At 35.4% G+C, this 19,148-nt stretch carries 19 protein-coding genes and 1 tRNA gene; 19 read left to right on the top strand and 1 reads right to left on the bottom strand.

The genetic code is table 11. The features are described from left to right. The first annotated feature begins 32 nt into the window (after positions 1-32). The 8 genes from AC1RP4_RS04000 (at position 33) to AC1RP4_RS03965 (ending at position 5,992) form a co-directional block, all read left to right on the top strand. The gene (locus AC1RP4_RS04000) at positions 33-782 is read left to right on the top strand and encodes a WxL domain-containing protein (protein ID WP_481761457.1); all 750 of its coding nucleotides are present in this window, start codon (positions 33-35) and stop codon (positions 780-782) included. Positions 783-848: 66 nt separating this feature from the next. Further along, entirely contained in the window at positions 849-1,589 is a 741-nt protein-coding gene (locus AC1RP4_RS03995; RefSeq protein ID WP_481761456.1) for a WxL domain-containing protein, read from the top strand. A 30-nt stretch (positions 1,590-1,619) separates the two neighbouring features. Then, positions 1,620-2,207 (top strand): WxL domain-containing protein, encoded by a 588-nt coding sequence (locus AC1RP4_RS03990; RefSeq protein ID WP_481761455.1) that lies wholly within the window; start codon positions 1,620-1,622, stop codon positions 2,205-2,207. Between the two features lie 26 nt (positions 2,208-2,233). Then, on the top strand, positions 2,234-3,001 hold the full coding sequence (locus tag AC1RP4_RS03985; protein WP_481761453.1) for a WxL domain-containing protein: 768 nt from the start codon (positions 2,234-2,236) through the stop codon (positions 2,999-3,001). A gap of 31 nt (positions 3,002-3,032) precedes the next feature. Then, positions 3,033-4,124 carry a WxLIP family cell surface protein gene (locus AC1RP4_RS03980; protein WP_481761452.1) on the top strand — a complete coding sequence of 364 codons (1,092 nt, stop codon included), beginning with the start codon at positions 3,033-3,035 and terminating at the stop codon, positions 4,122-4,124. A gap of 22 nt (positions 4,125-4,146) precedes the next feature. Beyond that, a complete protein-coding gene (locus AC1RP4_RS03975) occupies positions 4,147-4,518 on the top strand; it encodes an LPXTG cell wall anchor domain-containing protein (protein ID WP_481761451.1) in 372 nt (123 codons plus the stop codon). 314 nt (positions 4,519-4,832) lie between these two features. Then, complete coding sequence (locus tag AC1RP4_RS03970; protein WP_481761450.1) at positions 4,833-5,138, top strand: hypothetical protein; 306 nt, start codon at positions 4,833-4,835, stop codon at positions 5,136-5,138. 515 nt (positions 5,139-5,653) lie between these two features. Beyond that, on the top strand, positions 5,654-5,992 hold the full coding sequence (locus AC1RP4_RS03965; protein WP_481761449.1) for a hypothetical protein: 339 nt from the start codon (positions 5,654-5,656) through the stop codon (positions 5,990-5,992). 293 nt (positions 5,993-6,285) lie between these two features. Here the strand turns inward: AC1RP4_RS03965 and AC1RP4_RS03960 are convergent. Then, positions 6,286-6,357: transfer RNA gene (locus tag AC1RP4_RS03960), tRNA-Arg, on the bottom strand. A gap of 67 nt (positions 6,358-6,424) precedes the next feature. Here AC1RP4_RS03960 and rpoN point away from each other — a divergent pair. The 11 genes from rpoN to smpB all read left to right on the top strand — a co-directional run bounded on the left by rpoN (position 6,425) and on the right by smpB (position 19,100). Continuing rightward, the gene (gene rpoN, locus AC1RP4_RS03955; RefSeq protein WP_481761448.1) at positions 6,425-7,762 is read left to right on the top strand and encodes an RNA polymerase factor sigma-54; all 1,338 of its coding nucleotides are present in this window, start codon (positions 6,425-6,427) and stop codon (positions 7,760-7,762) included. Between the two features lie 229 nt (positions 7,763-7,991). Then, a complete protein-coding gene (locus AC1RP4_RS03950; RefSeq protein ID WP_481761447.1) occupies positions 7,992-9,020 on the top strand; it encodes a sugar-binding transcriptional regulator in 1,029 nt (342 codons plus the stop codon). 60 nt (positions 9,021-9,080) lie between these two features. Next, a complete protein-coding gene (gap, locus tag AC1RP4_RS03945; protein WP_409022216.1) occupies positions 9,081-10,100 on the top strand; it encodes a type I glyceraldehyde-3-phosphate dehydrogenase in 1,020 nt (339 codons plus the stop codon). A 105-nt stretch (positions 10,101-10,205) separates the two neighbouring features. Beyond that, the gene (locus AC1RP4_RS03940; RefSeq protein WP_409022217.1) at positions 10,206-11,396 is read left to right on the top strand and encodes a phosphoglycerate kinase; all 1,191 of its coding nucleotides are present in this window, start codon (positions 10,206-10,208) and stop codon (positions 11,394-11,396) included. Positions 11,397-11,450: 54 nt separating this feature from the next. Continuing rightward, positions 11,451-12,206, top strand: coding sequence for a triose-phosphate isomerase (tpiA, locus tag AC1RP4_RS03935; RefSeq protein ID WP_481761446.1), 756 nt, complete (start codon positions 11,451-11,453; stop codon positions 12,204-12,206). 113 nt (positions 12,207-12,319) lie between these two features. Further along, positions 12,320-13,648 (top strand): phosphopyruvate hydratase, encoded by a 1,329-nt coding sequence (gene eno / locus AC1RP4_RS03930; protein WP_481761445.1) that lies wholly within the window; start codon positions 12,320-12,322, stop codon positions 13,646-13,648. Between the two features lie 161 nt (positions 13,649-13,809). Then, on the top strand, positions 13,810-14,130 hold the full coding sequence (locus AC1RP4_RS03925) for a bacteriocin immunity family protein (protein ID WP_481761444.1): 321 nt from the start codon (positions 13,810-13,812) through the stop codon (positions 14,128-14,130). Positions 14,131-14,264: 134 nt separating this feature from the next. Further along, positions 14,265-15,812 carry a ClC family H(+)/Cl(-) exchange transporter gene (locus tag AC1RP4_RS03920; protein WP_481761443.1) on the top strand — a complete coding sequence of 516 codons (1,548 nt, stop codon included), beginning with the start codon at positions 14,265-14,267 and terminating at the stop codon, positions 15,810-15,812. Between the two features lie 87 nt (positions 15,813-15,899). Continuing rightward, positions 15,900-16,145 (top strand): preprotein translocase subunit SecG, encoded by a 246-nt coding sequence (secG, locus tag AC1RP4_RS03915; protein ID WP_409022224.1) that lies wholly within the window; start codon positions 15,900-15,902, stop codon positions 16,143-16,145. Between the two features lie 118 nt (positions 16,146-16,263). Beyond that, positions 16,264-18,615, top strand: coding sequence for a ribonuclease R (rnr, locus tag AC1RP4_RS03910; protein WP_481761442.1), 2,352 nt, complete (start codon positions 16,264-16,266; stop codon positions 18,613-18,615). 17 nt (positions 18,616-18,632) lie between these two features. Beyond that, positions 18,633-19,100, top strand: coding sequence for an SsrA-binding protein SmpB (gene smpB / locus AC1RP4_RS03905; RefSeq protein ID WP_481761441.1), 468 nt, complete (start codon positions 18,633-18,635; stop codon positions 19,098-19,100). Positions 19,101-19,148 lie beyond the last annotated feature (48 nt).

Here is a 19,148-nt window from a genome sequence, read left to right as displayed (position 1 = left end):
AAATGGTTATTAATTAAAAGGGGAAATAAATTATGAAAACAACTAAAATCGTTACAAGCGCAATTATTTTATCAACATTAGGTTTAGCTGCAGCACCTGCAGTACATGCTGCAGATTATACATCAACAGGTAAGGTTGGATTTATGGAAAATACAGATCCAACAACACCCGTTGATCCAACGGATCCAACAGGCCCAGTAGGCCCAACGGATCCAACAGACCCAGATAATCCTCAACCAGGAACACCTGGCCCATTATCAATTGATTACGTTTCTAACTTTGATTTTGGTTCAAAAAATAAGGTTTCTGGAGACGATACAACTTACTACGCTGCACCTGTTAAATTAGCTGATAAAGATGGTAAAGAAGTTACAAGAGCTAACTACCTACAAGTAACAGATAAACGTGGATCAAATAAAGGCTGGAAATTGTCAGTTAAACAAGTAAAACAATTTAACGATAGTAAGACTGATTTAGATGGCGCACAGCTAAGTATGGGAACACAAACTTTAAATTCTAAAAATATTGGCGGAACAACAGATCCAGCTATAGCTAAAGCTACAATTACAACATCAATTGGTGCTGACGTTGCTGTCTTAGATGCTGGTAAGGATCAAGGTATGGGGACTTGGACAGATTCATTTGGTGTCTACGATGCTGATGCTACAAAAGATACAGCAAGTAAAGCTGTCTCATTGAAAGTACCTGGTAATTCAGCTAAAACGGTCGGTTCATCATATACAACAGATTTAACATGGACATTAACAGACGCTGGTTTATAAAATTAAGTCATATCACTTTCTAATAGGCTACAAAAAAATAGGGAATTAAAAAAAGGGGAAATTAAAATGAAAACAACTAAAATCGTAACAAGCGCAATCGTATTAACAACATTAGGTTTAATTGCAGCACCAGCTGTAAATGCAGCAACAGTAGGATCACTTCCAACAAAAGGTAGCGTTGGTTTTACAGATAATACAGATCCAACAGGTCCAGTTGATCCAACAGATCCAACAGATCCAGTTGACCCAACAGACCCTCCAATTAACCCAGGAACAAATGGTCCATTATCATTAGATTATGTTTCAAACTTTGATTTTGGTTCAAAAAATAAAGTTTCTGGTAGTGATACAACTTACTACGCAGCTCCTGTTGAAATAACAGATTCTAAAGGAACAGCAAAAGAAGTAGCTAACTACTTACAAGTAACAGATAACCGTGGATCAAATGCTGGTTGGACAGTTAATGTTAAGCAAGAAGGCGCATTTACTGACGGTACAAAAGAATTAACTGGTGCTCAATTGAGTATGAAAGATCAAACATTTAATTCAACAAATATGGATGCGACAACAACACCATCAATAATTGGTGATAAAGATAATAATAGTGTCGTTGCTCCTACAGTTGGTAGCGATGTTAAGGTTGTTACTGCTACAGACGGTCAAGGAATGGGAACATGGACTGATTCATTTGGTAAAGATGCTAAAGCTAAAGCCGTTTCATTAACAGTACCTGGTAAAACAGCTAAAAATCTTGGAACAATATATACAACAGATTTAACATGGACATTAACAGACGCAAACTTATAAAAATTGGGTTAACAAAAGGGGAAATAAATTATGAAGAAAACAGCAATTGCAACAGCAGCACTTTTAACCGTTACTTTGTTTTCAACAGTAGCACCAGCAGTACATGCTGCTGATGTAACATTACCTTCATCAGGTGATGTCAACTTTGTAGCTGATCCTGCTACTGGAGCTGGAGAAATTAAATTGACAAAGGCACCAAGTGTTGATTTTGGAGATCAAAAAATTAGTGGATCAGATGCAAAATATGATGCAGCTACTATTACAGATTCTATCGTTGTTGATGACAACCGTGGTTCAAATGAAGGTTGGAAATTAACAGTTGCCAACACACAGTTTACCGGCTCAAAAGAATTAGCTGGGGCTAAGTTAACATTGACGCCTGGAACTGTTTCTAATAATAATGGGGCAAGTTATAATGCTACCCAACCAACAGCGGATATGGTTTTAGACGGATCTAGTCAAAGTGTTGCAGTAGTAGATGCAGCTAAAGACATGGGTATGGGTACTAACACGTTACCTGTTACTAAGGCAACCTTAGACGTACCTGGTGCATCAACTAAATTAAAAGAAAAATATACATCAGTAATTACATGGACGTTAAACGACGCACCATTATAGGATGCAGAAAGGGATAGGTTAAAACAATGAGCTTGAAAAAAAACTTACGACTAGTAGTAGCCATTGTCCCCCTCCTTGCAATTTCAATAATGGGAAATTCAGTGGCTGATGCAGCAGTAGCGCCTGATGGAAAAACTGCAACCACAGCGGCTAACTTAACATTACTTGCAAAGTCTGGTCCAGTTGATCCATTAGATCCGACAAAACCAGTACAACCAATTAATCCAGTTACGCCAACTACTGGTGACCTGAGGATAGATTATATTTCTGATTTACATTTTGGTACTCAGAAAATTTCAGGAAATAAAAAATCTTATTATGCTGCTTTTGATAAAGTAGCTGATTTAACAGGACATCGTGATGAAGCTACAGGTGAGTGGGTTATAGATAAGCTCACGGATGCAGATTATAGGGATGTACCTAATTACGTTCAGGTTACAAATAATACGACAGGAAACTGGTCGTTGACGGTTAGTAACACATCATTTAAAAGTGGTGCTAATGAACTTAAGGGTACTGTGCTTACAATAAAAAATGTAGCATCGAAAACAGATAACGGAGATCCTGATGCCGGTTTATTTACCGATAGTATATTATTAAAAGGTGACGGTGCATCATATCAAGTAGTAGATCCAACTGCCAATACTAATCCCACAGGGACCTGGACAATAGCAATGGGTGATGCAACAACAGGTAATAAATCAGCGAGATTGGATGTGCCTGGCCCGGCTGAAAAAGTAGCTGGTGAAACATATACGTCGACATTAAACTGGACATTGACGGCGGCTCCATAAAGTTAATTTGAGAAGAAAGAGGATTTTTACATTGAATAAAAAATTTTTTGGAATCATTATGGCGTTTGTGGCAGGATTAGTTATATTTAGTGGACAAGTTCAAAAAGCGAATGCTGCTGAAATGAACTTTGCTGTTACTGCAAATATTCCAAACAACCAAATTGATAAGCGCCAAACGTATTTTAATTTAAAAATGAAACCGAACCAAAAGCAAGACATTACTGTCACATTAAAAAATTCGACTAACAAAGATGTTACTGTAATGGCTGAAGCAAATACAGCGATTACAAATGATAACGGAGTGGTTGAATACAGTCACGTGAAACCAAAACTTGATAAAACAATGGTAAACCCTCTATCTTCAATCATTAAGTCAGATAAAGAAGTGACAGTACCGGCTAAGAAAAGCATTGAGCATACATTCCATATCACAATGCCCGCTAAGAAATTCAATGGCGAAATTGACGGTGGCTTGTACTTCTATGAAAAAATTAACAAAGATAGTGAAAAAAAATCAAAGAGTAACGTTCAAATTAAAAACCGTTATGCCTTTGTTATTGGGACAACGTTAACTGAAACTGACGATGTTGTTAAGCCTGATATGAAATTACTTAAGATTGAGCCCGGATCAGTTAATTTCCGTAATACATTGAAGGTAAACTTACAAGATCCAACAACAACACCAATCCGTAACCTGAAAGTTGATGGAAAAGTCTATTCAAGAAATGGTGATAAAGCACTACATGCTTCAACCACTTCGAATATGACAATGGCTCCAAATACAAACTTTAATTATGGCATTTTCTGGGATAACCAACCCTTTAAGCCTGGTAAGTACCGTTTAGAAATGACGGCGACTTCTGGGGTACATAAGTGGAAATGGACAGAATATTTCACAATTGATGGCGCAACGGCAGATAAATTGAACGAAAAAGCGGTTGACTTAGAAAAAGATTACACAATGTGGTATATCCTTGCAGGAATCTTCTTGCTATTACTTCTATTGTTGCTCATCTGGTTCTTAGTTCGTCGTCGTAACAAAAAAGATAAAGAAGAAGCTGTCGCAGAAGCAAAACGACAAATTCTAGAAGAATTACAAACTGATAAAAAAGAAGATAAGTAGTCAAAATAGACGAGGTATGGTTATGAGAAAAAAACTAATGAGTGTTTTAATAATTAGTCTTTTGGGGTTATCTTTTAGTTTAGGTGCATTCGGTAATACTGCAGAAGCGGCTAGTTATACTAGTGAGGTTGGAATCGAATTCGTTGGTAAAATGCCAGAGAAAACGAAACCAACCACACCGACAACAAGACCAACAACAACGTCCCCCACGACGCCAACAACTTCACAGGTAACACCGGATGGGAAAACACCTGTCTTAAAAAATGCAGCAAAAGGTCAAACCAGTTTACCTCAGACTAGTGAAATGAAAGAATCAGGACTATCAATGATGGGCCTTGTTCTGTTGCTAGCTATGGGATTAGTTGGCTGGTTTAAAAGAAATTATGCAAAATAATTAAAATTTAATAGTTTAACTAAAAAGAGTTTTTCCTCGTAAAAATACGAGGAAAAACTCTTTTTTTATTGCGATATTTATTAAAGGTTCTATTACAACTGTTGTTGATAAATATATTACAGAGCCCTTAATTTAAGAGGTTGGGTTTTTGCTTAAATATTAAATTAGATTAACGTTATGGTTAAATCACTTTGAAGTAATGTTGAAATTATGATAGCATAAAAATGTTGTTAATGAAAAAATAGATTAAAGTAATAGCATTTAAGGGTAGTTTTATCCCACAGTATATTCACAAAATATTAAAAGGGGATAGTATGGGAAAAATATATATAGAAATATTAGCGACTATCGGGATACAAATAATACCCTTTATATTTATCATAGATGGATATATCCATAGAAATGGTATTGGCTTAAATAATGGTGATGGGTTACTTGTTTTAGGTGTTTTATTATTATTTGGAATGGGTATTATATATACTATTACGTATTTATTAGATGTAATGATTAAAAGGCATAATAAGTACTTAGTACCTAAATTTAAATACTTATTATTAATGTATTGGGTATTTCTAGATGTTATTATAGTAATTTATTTAAGTTTTAGAAATTTCTTTTAGAGTAGGAAAATCAAATTTTTCATCAACATTCGGGAAAAGGTAAATATGTTGAGGTATATAAAATAAAGGAATAGCCATATTATGCTGCGGGTTCATTTAACCCTATTTATATTCATAAAATAACATCATATTAAGGAGCTAAAAATGTTGAAACTTTTAAAAAATTCCAAAGTATTACATTCATTTTTTAATATTATATTTATTATAGAAACTTTTAGTTTATTTCTTGATACTGCATTTTCATTAGGCGGAATGGGAAGTCAACATATAGATCTATTCCTTTCAGTATCAAGTATAATCGTTCTTTTACAATTTTTTATGCTGATTGTCCAATTTAATTATTTCGATAAAATAATAATAGTAATCCTTTCAATGTTTAATATTGTATTAAACGCAATTATGTTGATCATTGAGATTAATAATGATTGTTATCTTCCTACATTAGAATCCTTCCTGGTAGCTATTTTGATTTCACTGTTCTTTATATGTAAATACTATAAATCAGGAGAAACTAAATGATTAGAAAAGTAATCAATTCAAAAATAATAGCAATCAGTTTAAATATAATATTAATGATTCTTGCAATTATAATGATTGTTCATGCTCTTTCAGGTAAATTCTATAGTGAAGATGTATTCATGTTATTAGTAGGGAACATTGAGATAATTATGATTTTATTACAGAATAAATTATGTAAATATCGTGGTATTATAATACTATCAATTTTTAATGTGATTTTAAATGTAACTCTATCAAATTTGGTTTATACAGACCCGTTAGTTTGGGCTTGTTACATTGGGTCAATTATTTCTATCTTCTTTATGATTAAATTCCCAAAAATGACTTCGTATTAAAATGGGTGATTACGGTAAAAAGAGCTAAACAGAAAATCCTATCTCTTAATTGAGGTAGGATTTATTTTTTATGAAACGTAATGGTAACGATTACAATCCAACTATATTAACGATTTTAATTTATTATTGATTGAACTAATTTTTTTCTACTATGTTGCTTATTATATTTTGTAGTGTGGTAAGAACGCCATGGCTATCTTAAGAAACATGATATATAATTAATGTAAGCGAAAACAAAAAACCTTATATCAACATATAAGGTTTTTCAAAAGAAAATATTTTAATTTTAACGATGCGCCATGAGGGAGTCGAACCCTCAGCTCAAGAACCGGAATCTTACGTGCTATCCATTACACCAACGGCGCAGTATAGTTAATAGTTTAGCTGAATTACGTAAAAAAAACAAGTAACGAAAGCGGAGGTTGAGAAATAATGGCTATTGAACAGAAATTTAAGCAACAACAAACGCAAATTCAAAAACTGGCAATGACACCAGAGCTCCAACAATCAATTAAAATGTTGCAATATAATATAGAAGATTTACAAGAATTTGTCACTGAAAAAATGATGGAAAACCCTTTGATTGAAGCTGTTGACGACAATCAGAGAATCCAAGCAGGGGAGTCTCGTTATAAAGTTAATCTAACAACAAATGGTGATACTGATTATATGAATTCAGTCAGTGATGATGAATCACAATCTTTATTGGATTATTTATTGGAACAAATTTATCTAACGATGCGTCAAACACCGCTTAGAAAGGTTGTTCTTTACTTAGTAGATTATATTGAACAGACGGGCTATTTTAATGCTAATTTGGATGATTTAGCAGAAGAATCAGGAATACCACCCATTATGTTATTAGATGCGTTAACCTTGATTCAACGCTTAGATCCGCCCGGTGTTGGTGCACGTAATTTACAAGAAAGTTTAATGTTACAGATTGATTCTGACGATTTAGCGCCTGAATTGGCATATACAGTCATAAAAGATGATTTTGATAACTTTGTCGATCGTAAATGGTCGGACATAGCAAAAAAATATCGTGTTAATCTTTCAGAAATTCAAGAAATATCAGATTTTGTTCGCACATTATCACCTAATCCAGGTGCAGGATTTGGGACAACTAGAATTGGTAAAATCTATCCAGATTTAGTTTTGAAAAAAAGTAATAATGAATTAACATTATTCAAAGTTCGCGGTGCACAGCCTGAAGTTGTTTTTCAACAAAAATATTTTGATGATATGTCAAAAGACCAAGATCCTGAAGTAATCAAATATTTAACTGAAAAGAAACGGGAATATGAATGGCTAGTTCATGGCTTGAAACAACGAGGCGATACCATTTTAAAAGTAGGACAATATATTTTGAAATATCAGGCTGACTTCTTCACTGATAAAACCAAACCAATTAAGCCATTACTTTTACGGGAAGTTGCAGCCGCTTTAGGTGTTCACGAATCAACAATTAGTCGAACCGTTAATGATAAGTACATTGAAACAGAATCTGGTGTTTATGAAATAAAATCATTCTTTGGACAAATCGCAAATAAGAACAAAAAGAATGCTGAAGAGCTATCTTCAAAAACGATTATGACAACTATGCAGACTTTGATTGAATCTGAAGATAAAACGAAACCTTTCTCTGATCAAAAAATAGTTTTACAATTAATGAAACAAAACATCGATATTTCGAGACGAACAGTTGCAAAATATCGTGAAAACCTGAACATTCCATCGTCATCAGCAAGAAAACGCTACAAGGATTAGGAACAATTATGACCTTATCTCATATATCAAACGTCAATTGCTGACATGGCAGATAGTCGTTTGAAGTGCTTGCAAAGTATGAAACAACCTGATATAATTTGTCTTGTAATAAAGGTATGAAGACACTTTGATTAATGCAGAATGTTATCGTGCTTTGTTTTTTTAGAATTAATGGGTCATAATGCGACACTGTGGGACAAATAATGCCCCATAAGAGAGCAGGTGCAGTATGCATCATGAATTAGAGTGGATCGAAGCAATTGCACCAGACATGATTAAAGTTTTAAAACAAAGATATTTTGTTTTAAGACAGATTGAATGGATGATGCCTGTTGGTCGCAGAATGTTGGCAGCAACTTTAAATCTAAGCGAACGCGTTATGAGAACCGAAACAGATTTTCTGCGTAAGCAAGAACTTATCGTCGTTGGTAAGTCAGGAATGACGCTAACGGATAGAGGTATATCAGTACTACATGGCCTTGAAAAAGTGATGGATAATTTAGTTGGTGTTCGACAGGATGAACAAGAGTTGAGTCGAATTTTAGGCATTGAACATTGTTTGATTGTATCAGGCGATTCCGATGAACAACCTAAAGTTTTAGAGTCAATGGGTAAGAGTCTAGCTGCTAAGTTAGCACTCTTATTGCCAGAAGGTAAAAATTTAATTGCGGTAATGGGTGGCACAACGATGGCTCAAGTAGCTGATCAGTTGACAACACGTCTTTCAATTAAGCGCGATTTAACTTTTTTACCAGCCAGAGGTGGTGTTGGTGAATCAGTAGATATACAAGCCAACTCGATTAGTGGTAAGATGGCATTACACACAGGCGGCAAACATAGAGCCTTGTATGTACCTGAACAACTAAGTGAGAAAACGTACGAGCCTCTTCTTGAAGAACCGAGCATTCAAGAAGTTTTGAACTTAATCAAGGAAAGCAATGCTGTAATTCACAGTATTGGAGAAGCAATGCATATGGCTAAGCGTCGTGACATGTCTAGTGGTATAATAGACATGTTGAAAGAGGACAAAGCTGTAGGTGAGGCATTCGGATATTTCTTTGATGCTCAAGGCAAGGTCGTTTATAGGATTCCTCGTATCGGTTTACAAATAGAGGATCTCACGCACATAAAATGTATTTTCGCAGTTGCAGGTGGCCATTCTAAGGCCGAAGCAATTGTGGCATACATGAAACTTGCACCTAAACAGACGTGGTTAATCACGGATGAGGGTGCCGCAAACTCGATTTTAAAAAAGTAGTGTGCAAACACGCTTTTTAAAATAAATAAATCTTCATTTCCTAAAGGAGGAAATTTAAGTATGTCAGTAAAAGTTGGTATTAACGGTTTTGGCCGTATTGGTCGTTTAGCTTTCCGTCGTATTGCTGAAGTTTCAGATAACATCGAAGTTGTAGCAATCAACGATTTAACTTCTCCATCAATGTTGGCTCATTTATTAAAATATGATACAGCCCATGGTAACTTCGACGCAGAAGTTAGCGCAACAGATAATGGTATTGTTGTTAATGGTAAGGAAATTCCTGTATATGCAGAAGCAGATGCATCAAATATTCCTTGGGTTAAAAACAATAATGTTGATATCGTATTAGAATCAACTGGTTTTTACGCATCAGAAGAAAAAGCTTCAGCTCATATTAAAGCTGGCGCAAAACGTGTATTAATCTCAGCTCCTGCTGGTAAAATGCCTACAATCGTTTACGGTGTAAATGATGACATTTTAACTTCAGATACTAAGATTGCTTCTGCTGGTTCATGTACTACTAACTGTTTAGCACCACTTGCTGGCGCTGTTAACGATGCTTTCGGTATCGAAGTTGGTACAATGACAACAGTTCATGCTTACACAGCTACACAAAAATTACAAGATGGTCCTGACCGTGGTGGAAACTTACGTGCTGCACGCGCTGCTGCAGGTAACACAATTCCTCATTCTACTGGTGCTGCTAAAGCTATCGGTATGGTAATCCCTGATCTTGTTGGTAAATTGAATGGCCATGCACAACGTGTCCCAGTTATTACTGGTTCATTGACAGAATTGGTTACAATCTTGAAATCAAAAGATCTTACAGTTGATGAAGTAAATGCTGCTATTAAAGCAAGAACTGAAAACAACGAATCATTTGGTTACAATGCTGACGAAATCGTTTCATCAGATATCATTGGTACAAGTTTTGGTTCAATCTTTGACCCAACACAAACTGAAGTAACTGGTACTGGCGCTAACCAATTGGTTAAAACTGTTGCTTGGTACGATAACGAATCTGGCTTTACAGCACAAATGATTCGTACATTAGAAAAATTTGCTAGCTTAGAAGCATAATCTAGTTAAACTTTTTTAAAACCGCATATAACTATGCTTAGGCGGAGGGACGCAATACTCCCTCTGCCTTTTTATTTAATCAAAATTACACAGGAGGCTATTATAATGGCTAAATTAATCGTTTCAGATTTAGATGTAAATGACAAAAAAGTTTTAATTCGTGTCGATTTTAATGTTCCTATTAAAAACGGTGTGATTGGTAATGATAACCGTATCGTTGCTGCATTACCAACTATCAAATATGTAACTGAAAATGGTGGTAAAGCCATTCTTCTTTCTCATCTTGGTCGTATTAAGACTGAAGAAGACAAAAAAGAATTATCATTACGTCCAGTTGCAGAACGTTTATCTAACTTATTAAACAAACCTGTTACTTTTGTTCCTGCTACACGTGGTCCTCAATTAGAAGACGCAATTGCAGCAATGAAAGACGGCGATGTTTTAGTAATGGAAAACACACGTTTTGAAGATTTAGATGGTAAAAAAGAAAGCAAAAACGATCCTGAATTAGGTAAATACTGGGCTTCACTTGGCGACTTGTTTGTCAATGATGCTTTCGGTACAGCTCATCGTGCACATGCTTCTAACGTTGGAATCTCAAGCAACATGGAACAAGCTGCTGCTGGATTCTTAATGGAAAAAGAAATCAAATTCTTAGGTGAAGCTGTTGACGAACCAAAACGTCCATTTGTTGCTATCTTAGGTGGCGCAAAAGTTTCAGATAAGATTGGTGTTATTTCTCATTTACTTAAAAAAGCTGACAAAGTTATCGTTGGTGGTGGTATGACTTATACTTTCTACGCTGCTAAAGGTATGAAGATTGGTTCATCATTAGTTGAAACAGACAAAATTGATTTAGCTAAACAAATCATTGAAGAAGCTGGCGACAAATTAGTATTACCAGTTGATTCAATCGTTGCTGAAAAATTTGATAACGATGTTGAACACAAAACTGTTGATGGTGACATTCCTGACGGTTACATGGCATTGGATATCGGACCTAAATCTGTTGCAGAATTTAAAGATGTTTTAAAAGATGCTAAAACAGTTGTATGGAACGGACCAATGGGTGTATTCGAAATGAGCAACTATGCTAACGGAACACTTGAAATCGGTAAATTCTTGGGTACTTTATCAGAAGCTACAACAATCGTTGGTGGTGGTGATTCAACTGCTGCTGTTCAACAATTAGGTGTTGCTGATCAATTAACTCATATTTCTACTGGTGGTGGCGCTTCACTTGAATACCTTGAAGGTAAAACTTTACCAGGTATTGCTGCTATTACAACAAAATAATTTTTAATTAAATTGTCGTAAGAAACCGTCTATTAACGAAAGGAAGTTATTATTTTGCGTAAACCAATTATTGCTGGTAACTGGAAAATGAACAAAGGCCCTAAAGAAACTGCTGAATTCGTAGCAGGTCTTAAAGGTAAATTACCAAAGTTTGACGATGTTGAATCTGTTATTGCTGCTCCTGCAGTAGATTTACAAACATTACTTGATGCTGCTAAAGGTACTGACTTAAAAGTTGCTGCTGAAAATGCATACTTTGAAGATGAAGGTGCTTTTACTGGTGAAACTTCACCAAAAGTTCTTTCTGAAATGGGTGTTGACTATGTTGTTATTGGTCATTCAGAACGTCGCGAATACTTCGGCGAAAATGATGACGATATTAACAAAAAAGCACATGCTGTTTTCAATAATGGTATGGTTCCTATTATCTGCTGTGGTGAAACGTTAGAACAACGTCAAGCCGGCGAAGCAGAATCATGGGTTGCTGGACAAGTTTCTGCTGCATTAAGAGGCTTATCTGTTGAACAAGTTAATCTTGCAGTTATTGCATACGAACCAATCTGGGCTATCGGTACTGGTGAAACAGCTACTTCTGACCAAGCACAAGAAATCTGTGCAGTAATTCGTAAAACAGTTGCTGATTTGTATGACCAAACAGTTGCTGATAAAGTTCGTATCCAATACGGTGGTTCAGTTAAACCTGGTAACGTCGTAGAATTAATGGGTAAAGACGATATTGATGGTGGTTTAGTTGGTGGCGCAAGTATGGAAACTGCTTCATACTTAGACCTTGTTAACTTCAAAGCATAATTCGTATTTTAGCTGTTAAAAAGATTGAAAATGAATCAATAAACTATTAAAATAATGGTAAGGGTGTTATTGTATCCCCGCCAAAAAACGTTTTTAAAGGAGAGTACAAATTTATGTCAATGATTACAGATATTTATGCACGCGAAGTTCTAGATTCACGCGGTAACCCAACTGTTGAAGTTGAAGTTTACACAGAAGACGGCGCAATGGGCCGCGGAATTGTTCCTTCAGGTGCTTCAACTGGTGAACATGAAGCCGTTGAATTACGTGATGGCGACAAATCTCGTTACATGGGCTTAGGCGTTACTAAAGCTGTTGACAACGTAAACAACATTATCGTTAAAGAAATTGTTGGATATGATGTTACTGATCAAGTTGGTATTGATAAAGCTATGATCGCATTAGATGGTACACCAAACAAAGGTAAATTGGGCGCTAACGCTATTTTAGGTGTTTCAATTGCTGCTGCTCGTGCTGCTGCTGATGAATTAGAAGTTCCTTTATACAGTTACTTAGGCGGATTTAACGCACATGTCCTTCCAACTCCTATGATGAACGTTATCAATGGTGGATCACATGCTAACAACAGTGTTGATTTCCAAGAATTCATGATCATGCCTGTTGGCGCACCTTCTATCAAAGAAGCTGTACGTATGGGTTCAGAAACATTCCATAACTTACAAAAGATTTTAGCTGAAAAAGGCTACTCTACTGCTGTTGGTGATGAAGGTGGTTTCGCTCCTGATCTTAAGAACAATGAAGAACCATTTGAAATCTTAATCGAAGCAATCGAACGTGCCGGTTACAAACCTGGTAAAGATATTGCTATCGCATTTGATGCTGCTTCATCAGAATTCTACAATGCTGAAACTGGCAAATATAGATTACAATATGAAGGCGAAAATGGCCAAGATTATACTTCTGAAGAAATGGTTGAATTCCTTGAAGCAATCGTTGACAAATACCCAGTTATCTCAATTGAAGATGGCTTGGATGAAAACGATTGGGAAGGCTGGAAGATGATGACAGCTAAATTGGGCAACAAAGTTCAATTAGTTGGGGATGATTTATTTGTTACAAACACTGACTACCTTAAAAAAGGTATCGAAATGGGCGTTTCAAACTCAATCCTTATCAAAGTTAACCAAATCGGTACACTTACAGAAACAATGGAAGCTATCGAAATGGCTAAAGAAGCTGGTTATACAGCTATCGTTTCTCATCGTTCAGGTGAAACTGAAGATACAACTATCGCTGACTTAGTTGTTGCAACTAATGCTGGCCAAATCAAGACTGGTTCATTGAGCCGTGTTGATCGTATCGCTAAGTACAACCAATTAATGAGAATTGAAGATAACTTAGAAGAAACATCAGAATACAAAGGTATCCACTCATTCTACAACTTGAGTTCAGATGCTCGCGATACAATCGTTAACAAATAATTCTTTATGAATTAAGCGTTTCTGATTGAAAGAAGGTCCTACCTAATTTGATTTTAGGTGGGACCTTTTTTGTATTATAATAGGACGCACTATATTGAAAGGTAAAACTTATTGTTGTATAATTTAGATGTTGGAAATTATAGTTAGGAATGTGAGCGTGTATGAAAAAATCAGAGCGTATTACAATACAAGATGATCTAACATCAAAAGTTTATGATCTTATTTTAAACGAAGAAACGACAAATGAGGAACGTCTCTTATTAGTTGATTTTAAAAATAAAGTTGAGCGTGGGCAGTACTTCGAGAAGGCAGTCGCTGATTTAGCGGAGTCGTTGCGCTTATTGGCTGTAAGTAATTTAAAAAATAAAATAAAGTTAAGTGCTGACGTTGGTCGATTTTATATGGAAATTTCGACAACCGGTTTATTTAAAAAAAATTTAGGCTGGGGACTTATAGCTATGAGTATGATTTATCATCCTTAAGTGATCATTAGATTATGCTAGTTTTTAAGAAGAGTTATTCAATAGTTGAATAATTCTTTTTTTGTTACTAATGAGTTCAGCAAATAATTGGATTTTAGCATATACTAATAGAATGAAGAGGTGTGTATGGTTTTATGACAAAACAAGGTATCAAAGAGCGATTGAATTTAACTAATCTCATATTTATTTTAAGAGGGCTATTAATTGGGCTCGTTACAGGTATCGTTGTAAGTCTATTTAGGTTAGCTATTATTTATGTGCTTAAAGTCTTTATCTATTTTTACCAGGCAATTAATCAGAATATGTGGTTACTGTTTCCAATGATTCTTTTGAGTCTAGCTATGGTACTAGGTATTGGAACACTAATGAAGCAAGAGCCAAATATTATGGGATCCGGTATTCCGCAAGTAGAGGGCCAGCTTGCTGGTAATCTTGAAATGCGTTGGTGGTCAGTTTTATGGCGAAAATTTATCGGTGGTGTTTTAGGCATTGGATCAGGGCTATTCCTCGGCCGTGAAGGCCCATCTATTCAACTAGGTGCAGCAGTCGGACAAGGATTCGCAGAGATGACTAAACATACTGAATCGGAACGCCGCATTCTGATTGCAGGTGGTGGCGCTGCAGGTCTATCCGCAGCTTTTAATGCACCAATTGCGAGTACGCTTTTTATATTAGAGGAAGTGTATCATAATTTTTCACCGTTGATTTGGACAACAGCATTAGCTAGTTCAATTTCAGCCAATTATATTTCATTGCATTTTTTCGGTCTAAAACCGGCGCTACAAATGATGGATATTCAGACCTTATCATTGTTACAATACTGGCATTTGATTGCTTTAGGGCTTATTTTGGGCCTCCTAGGCTATCTGTATCAAAACGTATTACTTAAATCGACTGATTTATATAATATTCTACATAAAATTCCGATTTTTTATCGCTCAATTGTCCCTTTTATTTTAGTTATTCCGATTGGATTATACTTACCACAAACTTTAGGTGGCGGTAATGAGATTATTTTAAGTCTAGTTCAAAGTAAATCATTGACCGTTTTATTGGGACTCTTTCTTTTAAGATTTATCTTTTCAATGATATCCTATGGTTCTGGATTACCAGGTGGTATTTTTCTGCCTATTCTAACATTAGGCGCTATTATTGGCGCTGGGTATGCAACTGTTATGATAATGTTAGGGTTGTTACCAGCTAAATATATAACTGATTTTATTATTTTTGGAATGGCCGGGTACTTTGCTGGAATTGGTAAAGCACCTTTTACAGCTATTTTATTAGTTACGGAAATGGTGGGTAGTTTACATCACTTAATGCCACTAGCCATTATTTCATTAGTTTCATTTTTAGTTATTGATATTTTAGGCGGCGCACCTATCTACGATTCTTTACTTAAAAAATTAATTGGTCAAAATGAAATTGATTTGGGCGGTAAAAAGGACCGACTTGAGACGCCTATTTTTGCTGGATCAAATTTAGAAAATAAAAAAGTTTCAGAAGTAGTTTGGCCTGAAAATAGCTTATTAATCACGGTTAGACGTGGTGAAAAGCAATTAATTCCACATGGTGTGACGGTTTTAAAAGCAGGAGATACATTAGTTCTTTTGACTGAGCACCAAAATCGACCTAAACTTAAGACAGAAATGGATACATTATCCGGATTTGAATCACTTTAATAAAATAATAACGGTGGAAAATTAATGCAAACTGTGCTAAATTAGTATAGATATAGATTACGTAATTGGGTTAAGGAGGTAAATGATTTGACTAACATACTAACAATTTTAATTATCATCGTTTCAGTCTTAATGATTATCGCTGTTATGATGCAACCTGCAAAAACAAATAACGCTTCAGGTGCTTTATCTGGTGGCGGTGGTGGTGCTGACGATTTATTTAGCAAACAAAAACCACGTGGATTCGAAGCATTTATGCAAAAAGTAACCTTTGTCTTGGGCGTTTTATTTTTCTGTCTAGCTCTAGGACTTGTCTATTTGGCCTCAAAATAATAATAAAGAAAGCCTCCTGTGCAAACAATTGTTGCAGCAGGAGGCTTTTATTTAGAAATAAAATAAAATTAATAATAAATAAATGTAACGCAAATACGAATATGAAAACGAGGTATACATGGATAAAAAGATGCAAGAACTTATATTAAAAGAACTAAAAATTAAAGAAAATGAATCTTTCAGTGTTGAAGAATTAACAGCTGCCCTTAAATTAGAAGGCCAGGATGCGTTCAAAGAACTTGTTAAAACACTTGCTGAAATGGAACGTAAACGTGAAGTGAAAATTACATCAGAAGGCAAATTTCAAATTGCACTTCAAACACCACAATTAGTGGGTATTTTTCATGCAAATGATCGTGGATTTGGATTCGTTACGATTGATCCAGAACAACCTGATGTTTTCGTTAATCCAACACAAACAATGTCTGCCTTAAATGGTGATAGTGTTGAGATTGAGATTACAAGTGCTGCTAAACCTGGGGATGACCGTGGTCCTGAAGGTAAAGTTAATAAAATTGTTGAACATAATGTAACATCAATTGTTGGTGAATTTGAAGTTGAACCATCTGACCTTGAAAATTCAGGAATAATTGGCCATTTAGTTGTTAAAAACAAGAAATTACAACGTTATAACTTATTGGTAACAGGGGTTGGTTTACATCCAGTTGCCGGAGAAGTTATTACAGCTGATATTACTGCTTACCCAACAAGTGAAAAACCATTAGTTATTGAAACATTGGTTAAAGAAGTTGTGGGTAACAAAGACGATCCAGGTATGGATATTTTACAAGTTGTTTATCAACATGATATTCCTAGTGAATTTCCTGAAGATGTTATGGCTCAAGCTGAAGCAACTCCAGAAGTTGTGCTACCAGAAGAAAAAATTGGCCGTGTTGATTTAACGGACCAAACATTGGTAACAATTGATAGTATTGATTCTAAGGATTTAGATGATGCTGTTACTGCCTGGAAACTTGATAACGGGAACTACCATTTAGGTGTGCATATTGCTGATGTTTCGCATTATGTCCAACCAGGCACACCACTTGATCGTGAAGCATACGAACGTGGAACGAGTGTTTATTTAACTGACCGTGTTATTCCAATGTTGCCTCACAAATTATCAAATGGTATTTGTTCATTGAATCCAAAAGTTGAACGCCTTGCTATGAGTTGTGAAATGGAAATTACACCAGAAGGTTATGTTGTTAACCACAAAATCTTCCAAAGTGTGATTAAAACGACAGAACGTATGACTTACAAAGCCATTAACAAGATTCTTGAATCAGATGATGCAAAGACGAAAGCTAAATATGAAGAATTGGTCCCAATGTTTGAAACAATGGGCGAATTACACAAAATTCTTGAAAAAATGCGTAAAAAACGTGGTGCAATTAGTTTTGATGATAATGAATCTAAGATTATCGTTGATGAAGCGGGTCACCCAATTGATATTCAAATTAGAACTCGTGGAACAAGTGAACGTTTAGTTGAATCATTTATGTTAGCTGCAAATGAAACTGTTGCAGCTCATTACGATAAATTAAAAGTACCTTTTGTTTACCGTGTGCATGAAACACCTAAGAATGAAAAAGTAATGCGTTTCTTCGAAACTTTAACCAGTTTTGGTATCGTTGTTAAAGGTGATAGTAAGAATGTAACACCTAAAATGTTACAAGGTGTTTTAAAAGAAGTAGCTGGTAAACCTGAAGAATCAATGGTTTCTGTTATGTTACTTAGAAGTATGCAACAAGCTAAATATACTGATGAATCATTAGGTCACTTTGGTTTAGCTGCTACTGATTATACGCATTTTACGTCACCAATTAGACGTTACCCTGATTTGATGGTTCATCGTTTAATTCGTTTCTACGAAGAAAATGGTATTGGGGACACTCAAAAAGAAAAATATGCTGAACAATTACCTGAACTTACAACACATACATCACAAATGGAACGTCGCGCAATTGATGCCGAACGTGATACTGACGCAATGAAAAAAGCTGAATACATGGCTGATCATGTTGGTGAAACCTTTGAAGGTGTTGTTAGCTCAGTTATGAAGTTTGGTGTCTTCGTTTCATTACCAAATACTGTTGAAGGTCTTGTTCATATTAGTAATATGAAGGATGACTATTATGAATATTTAGATATGCATATGGCATTAGTAGGTAAGAGAACCAAGAGAACTTTCAGAATTGGTCAACCAATCGAAGTAAAAGTTGCTAAAGTTGATATTGAGCAAAGTGCGATTGATTTTGAAATTGTTAATCCACAAAACACACCAACTTCTGATTTACGAGGTAAAGGTGGAAACTTCAAACGTCCAGGTAATGGTCGTCCAGGAGACAAGAAACCTTATAACCGTAATGGTAAACCAGCTGCTGGAAATAGTAATGGAAAGAAACCATTCTACAAATCAGCTAATAAAAACACAGCACCAAGAAAAAATAATACACGTCAAAAATAATATCGGGGGGATTAAGATTGCGAAAAGAAAAGTCATCTTTTGATAAACCCTTAGCCCAGAATAAAAAAGCAAGACACAGTTATAACATTGAAGATACGGTTGAGGCTGGTGTCGTTTTAACAGGTACTGAGATTAAATCCGTTCGAAATAGTCGTATTAATCTAAAAGATGGATTTGCGCAAATTAGAAATGGTGAAGCTTGGCTGATGAATGTTCATATTTCAACGTATGATCAAGGAAATCAATTCAATCATGATCCACTTCGAAATCGTAAATTATTATTGCATAGAAAACAAATAGCTCAATTTGATGAAGCAACTAAAAATAAGGGTGTTACAATTGTCCCTTTGAAAGTGTACATTAAAAACGGCTTTGCAAAAGTACTAATCGGTGTTGCAAAAGGGAAGAATGATTACGATAAACGTGAAACAATTAAACGTCGAGATCAGGAACGCCAAATTCAACGCGTACTTAAAAATTACTAATAAAAAAGGAAGCAACCAATTTTGAAATTGGTTGCTTCCTTTTTAGTT

Source organism: Dellaglioa sp. CoH-56-MRSF-10 (assembly GCF_056782175.1).
Note: the sequence above shows the minus strand (reverse complement) of the source record. Positions and strands in the feature narration are given on the sequence as shown.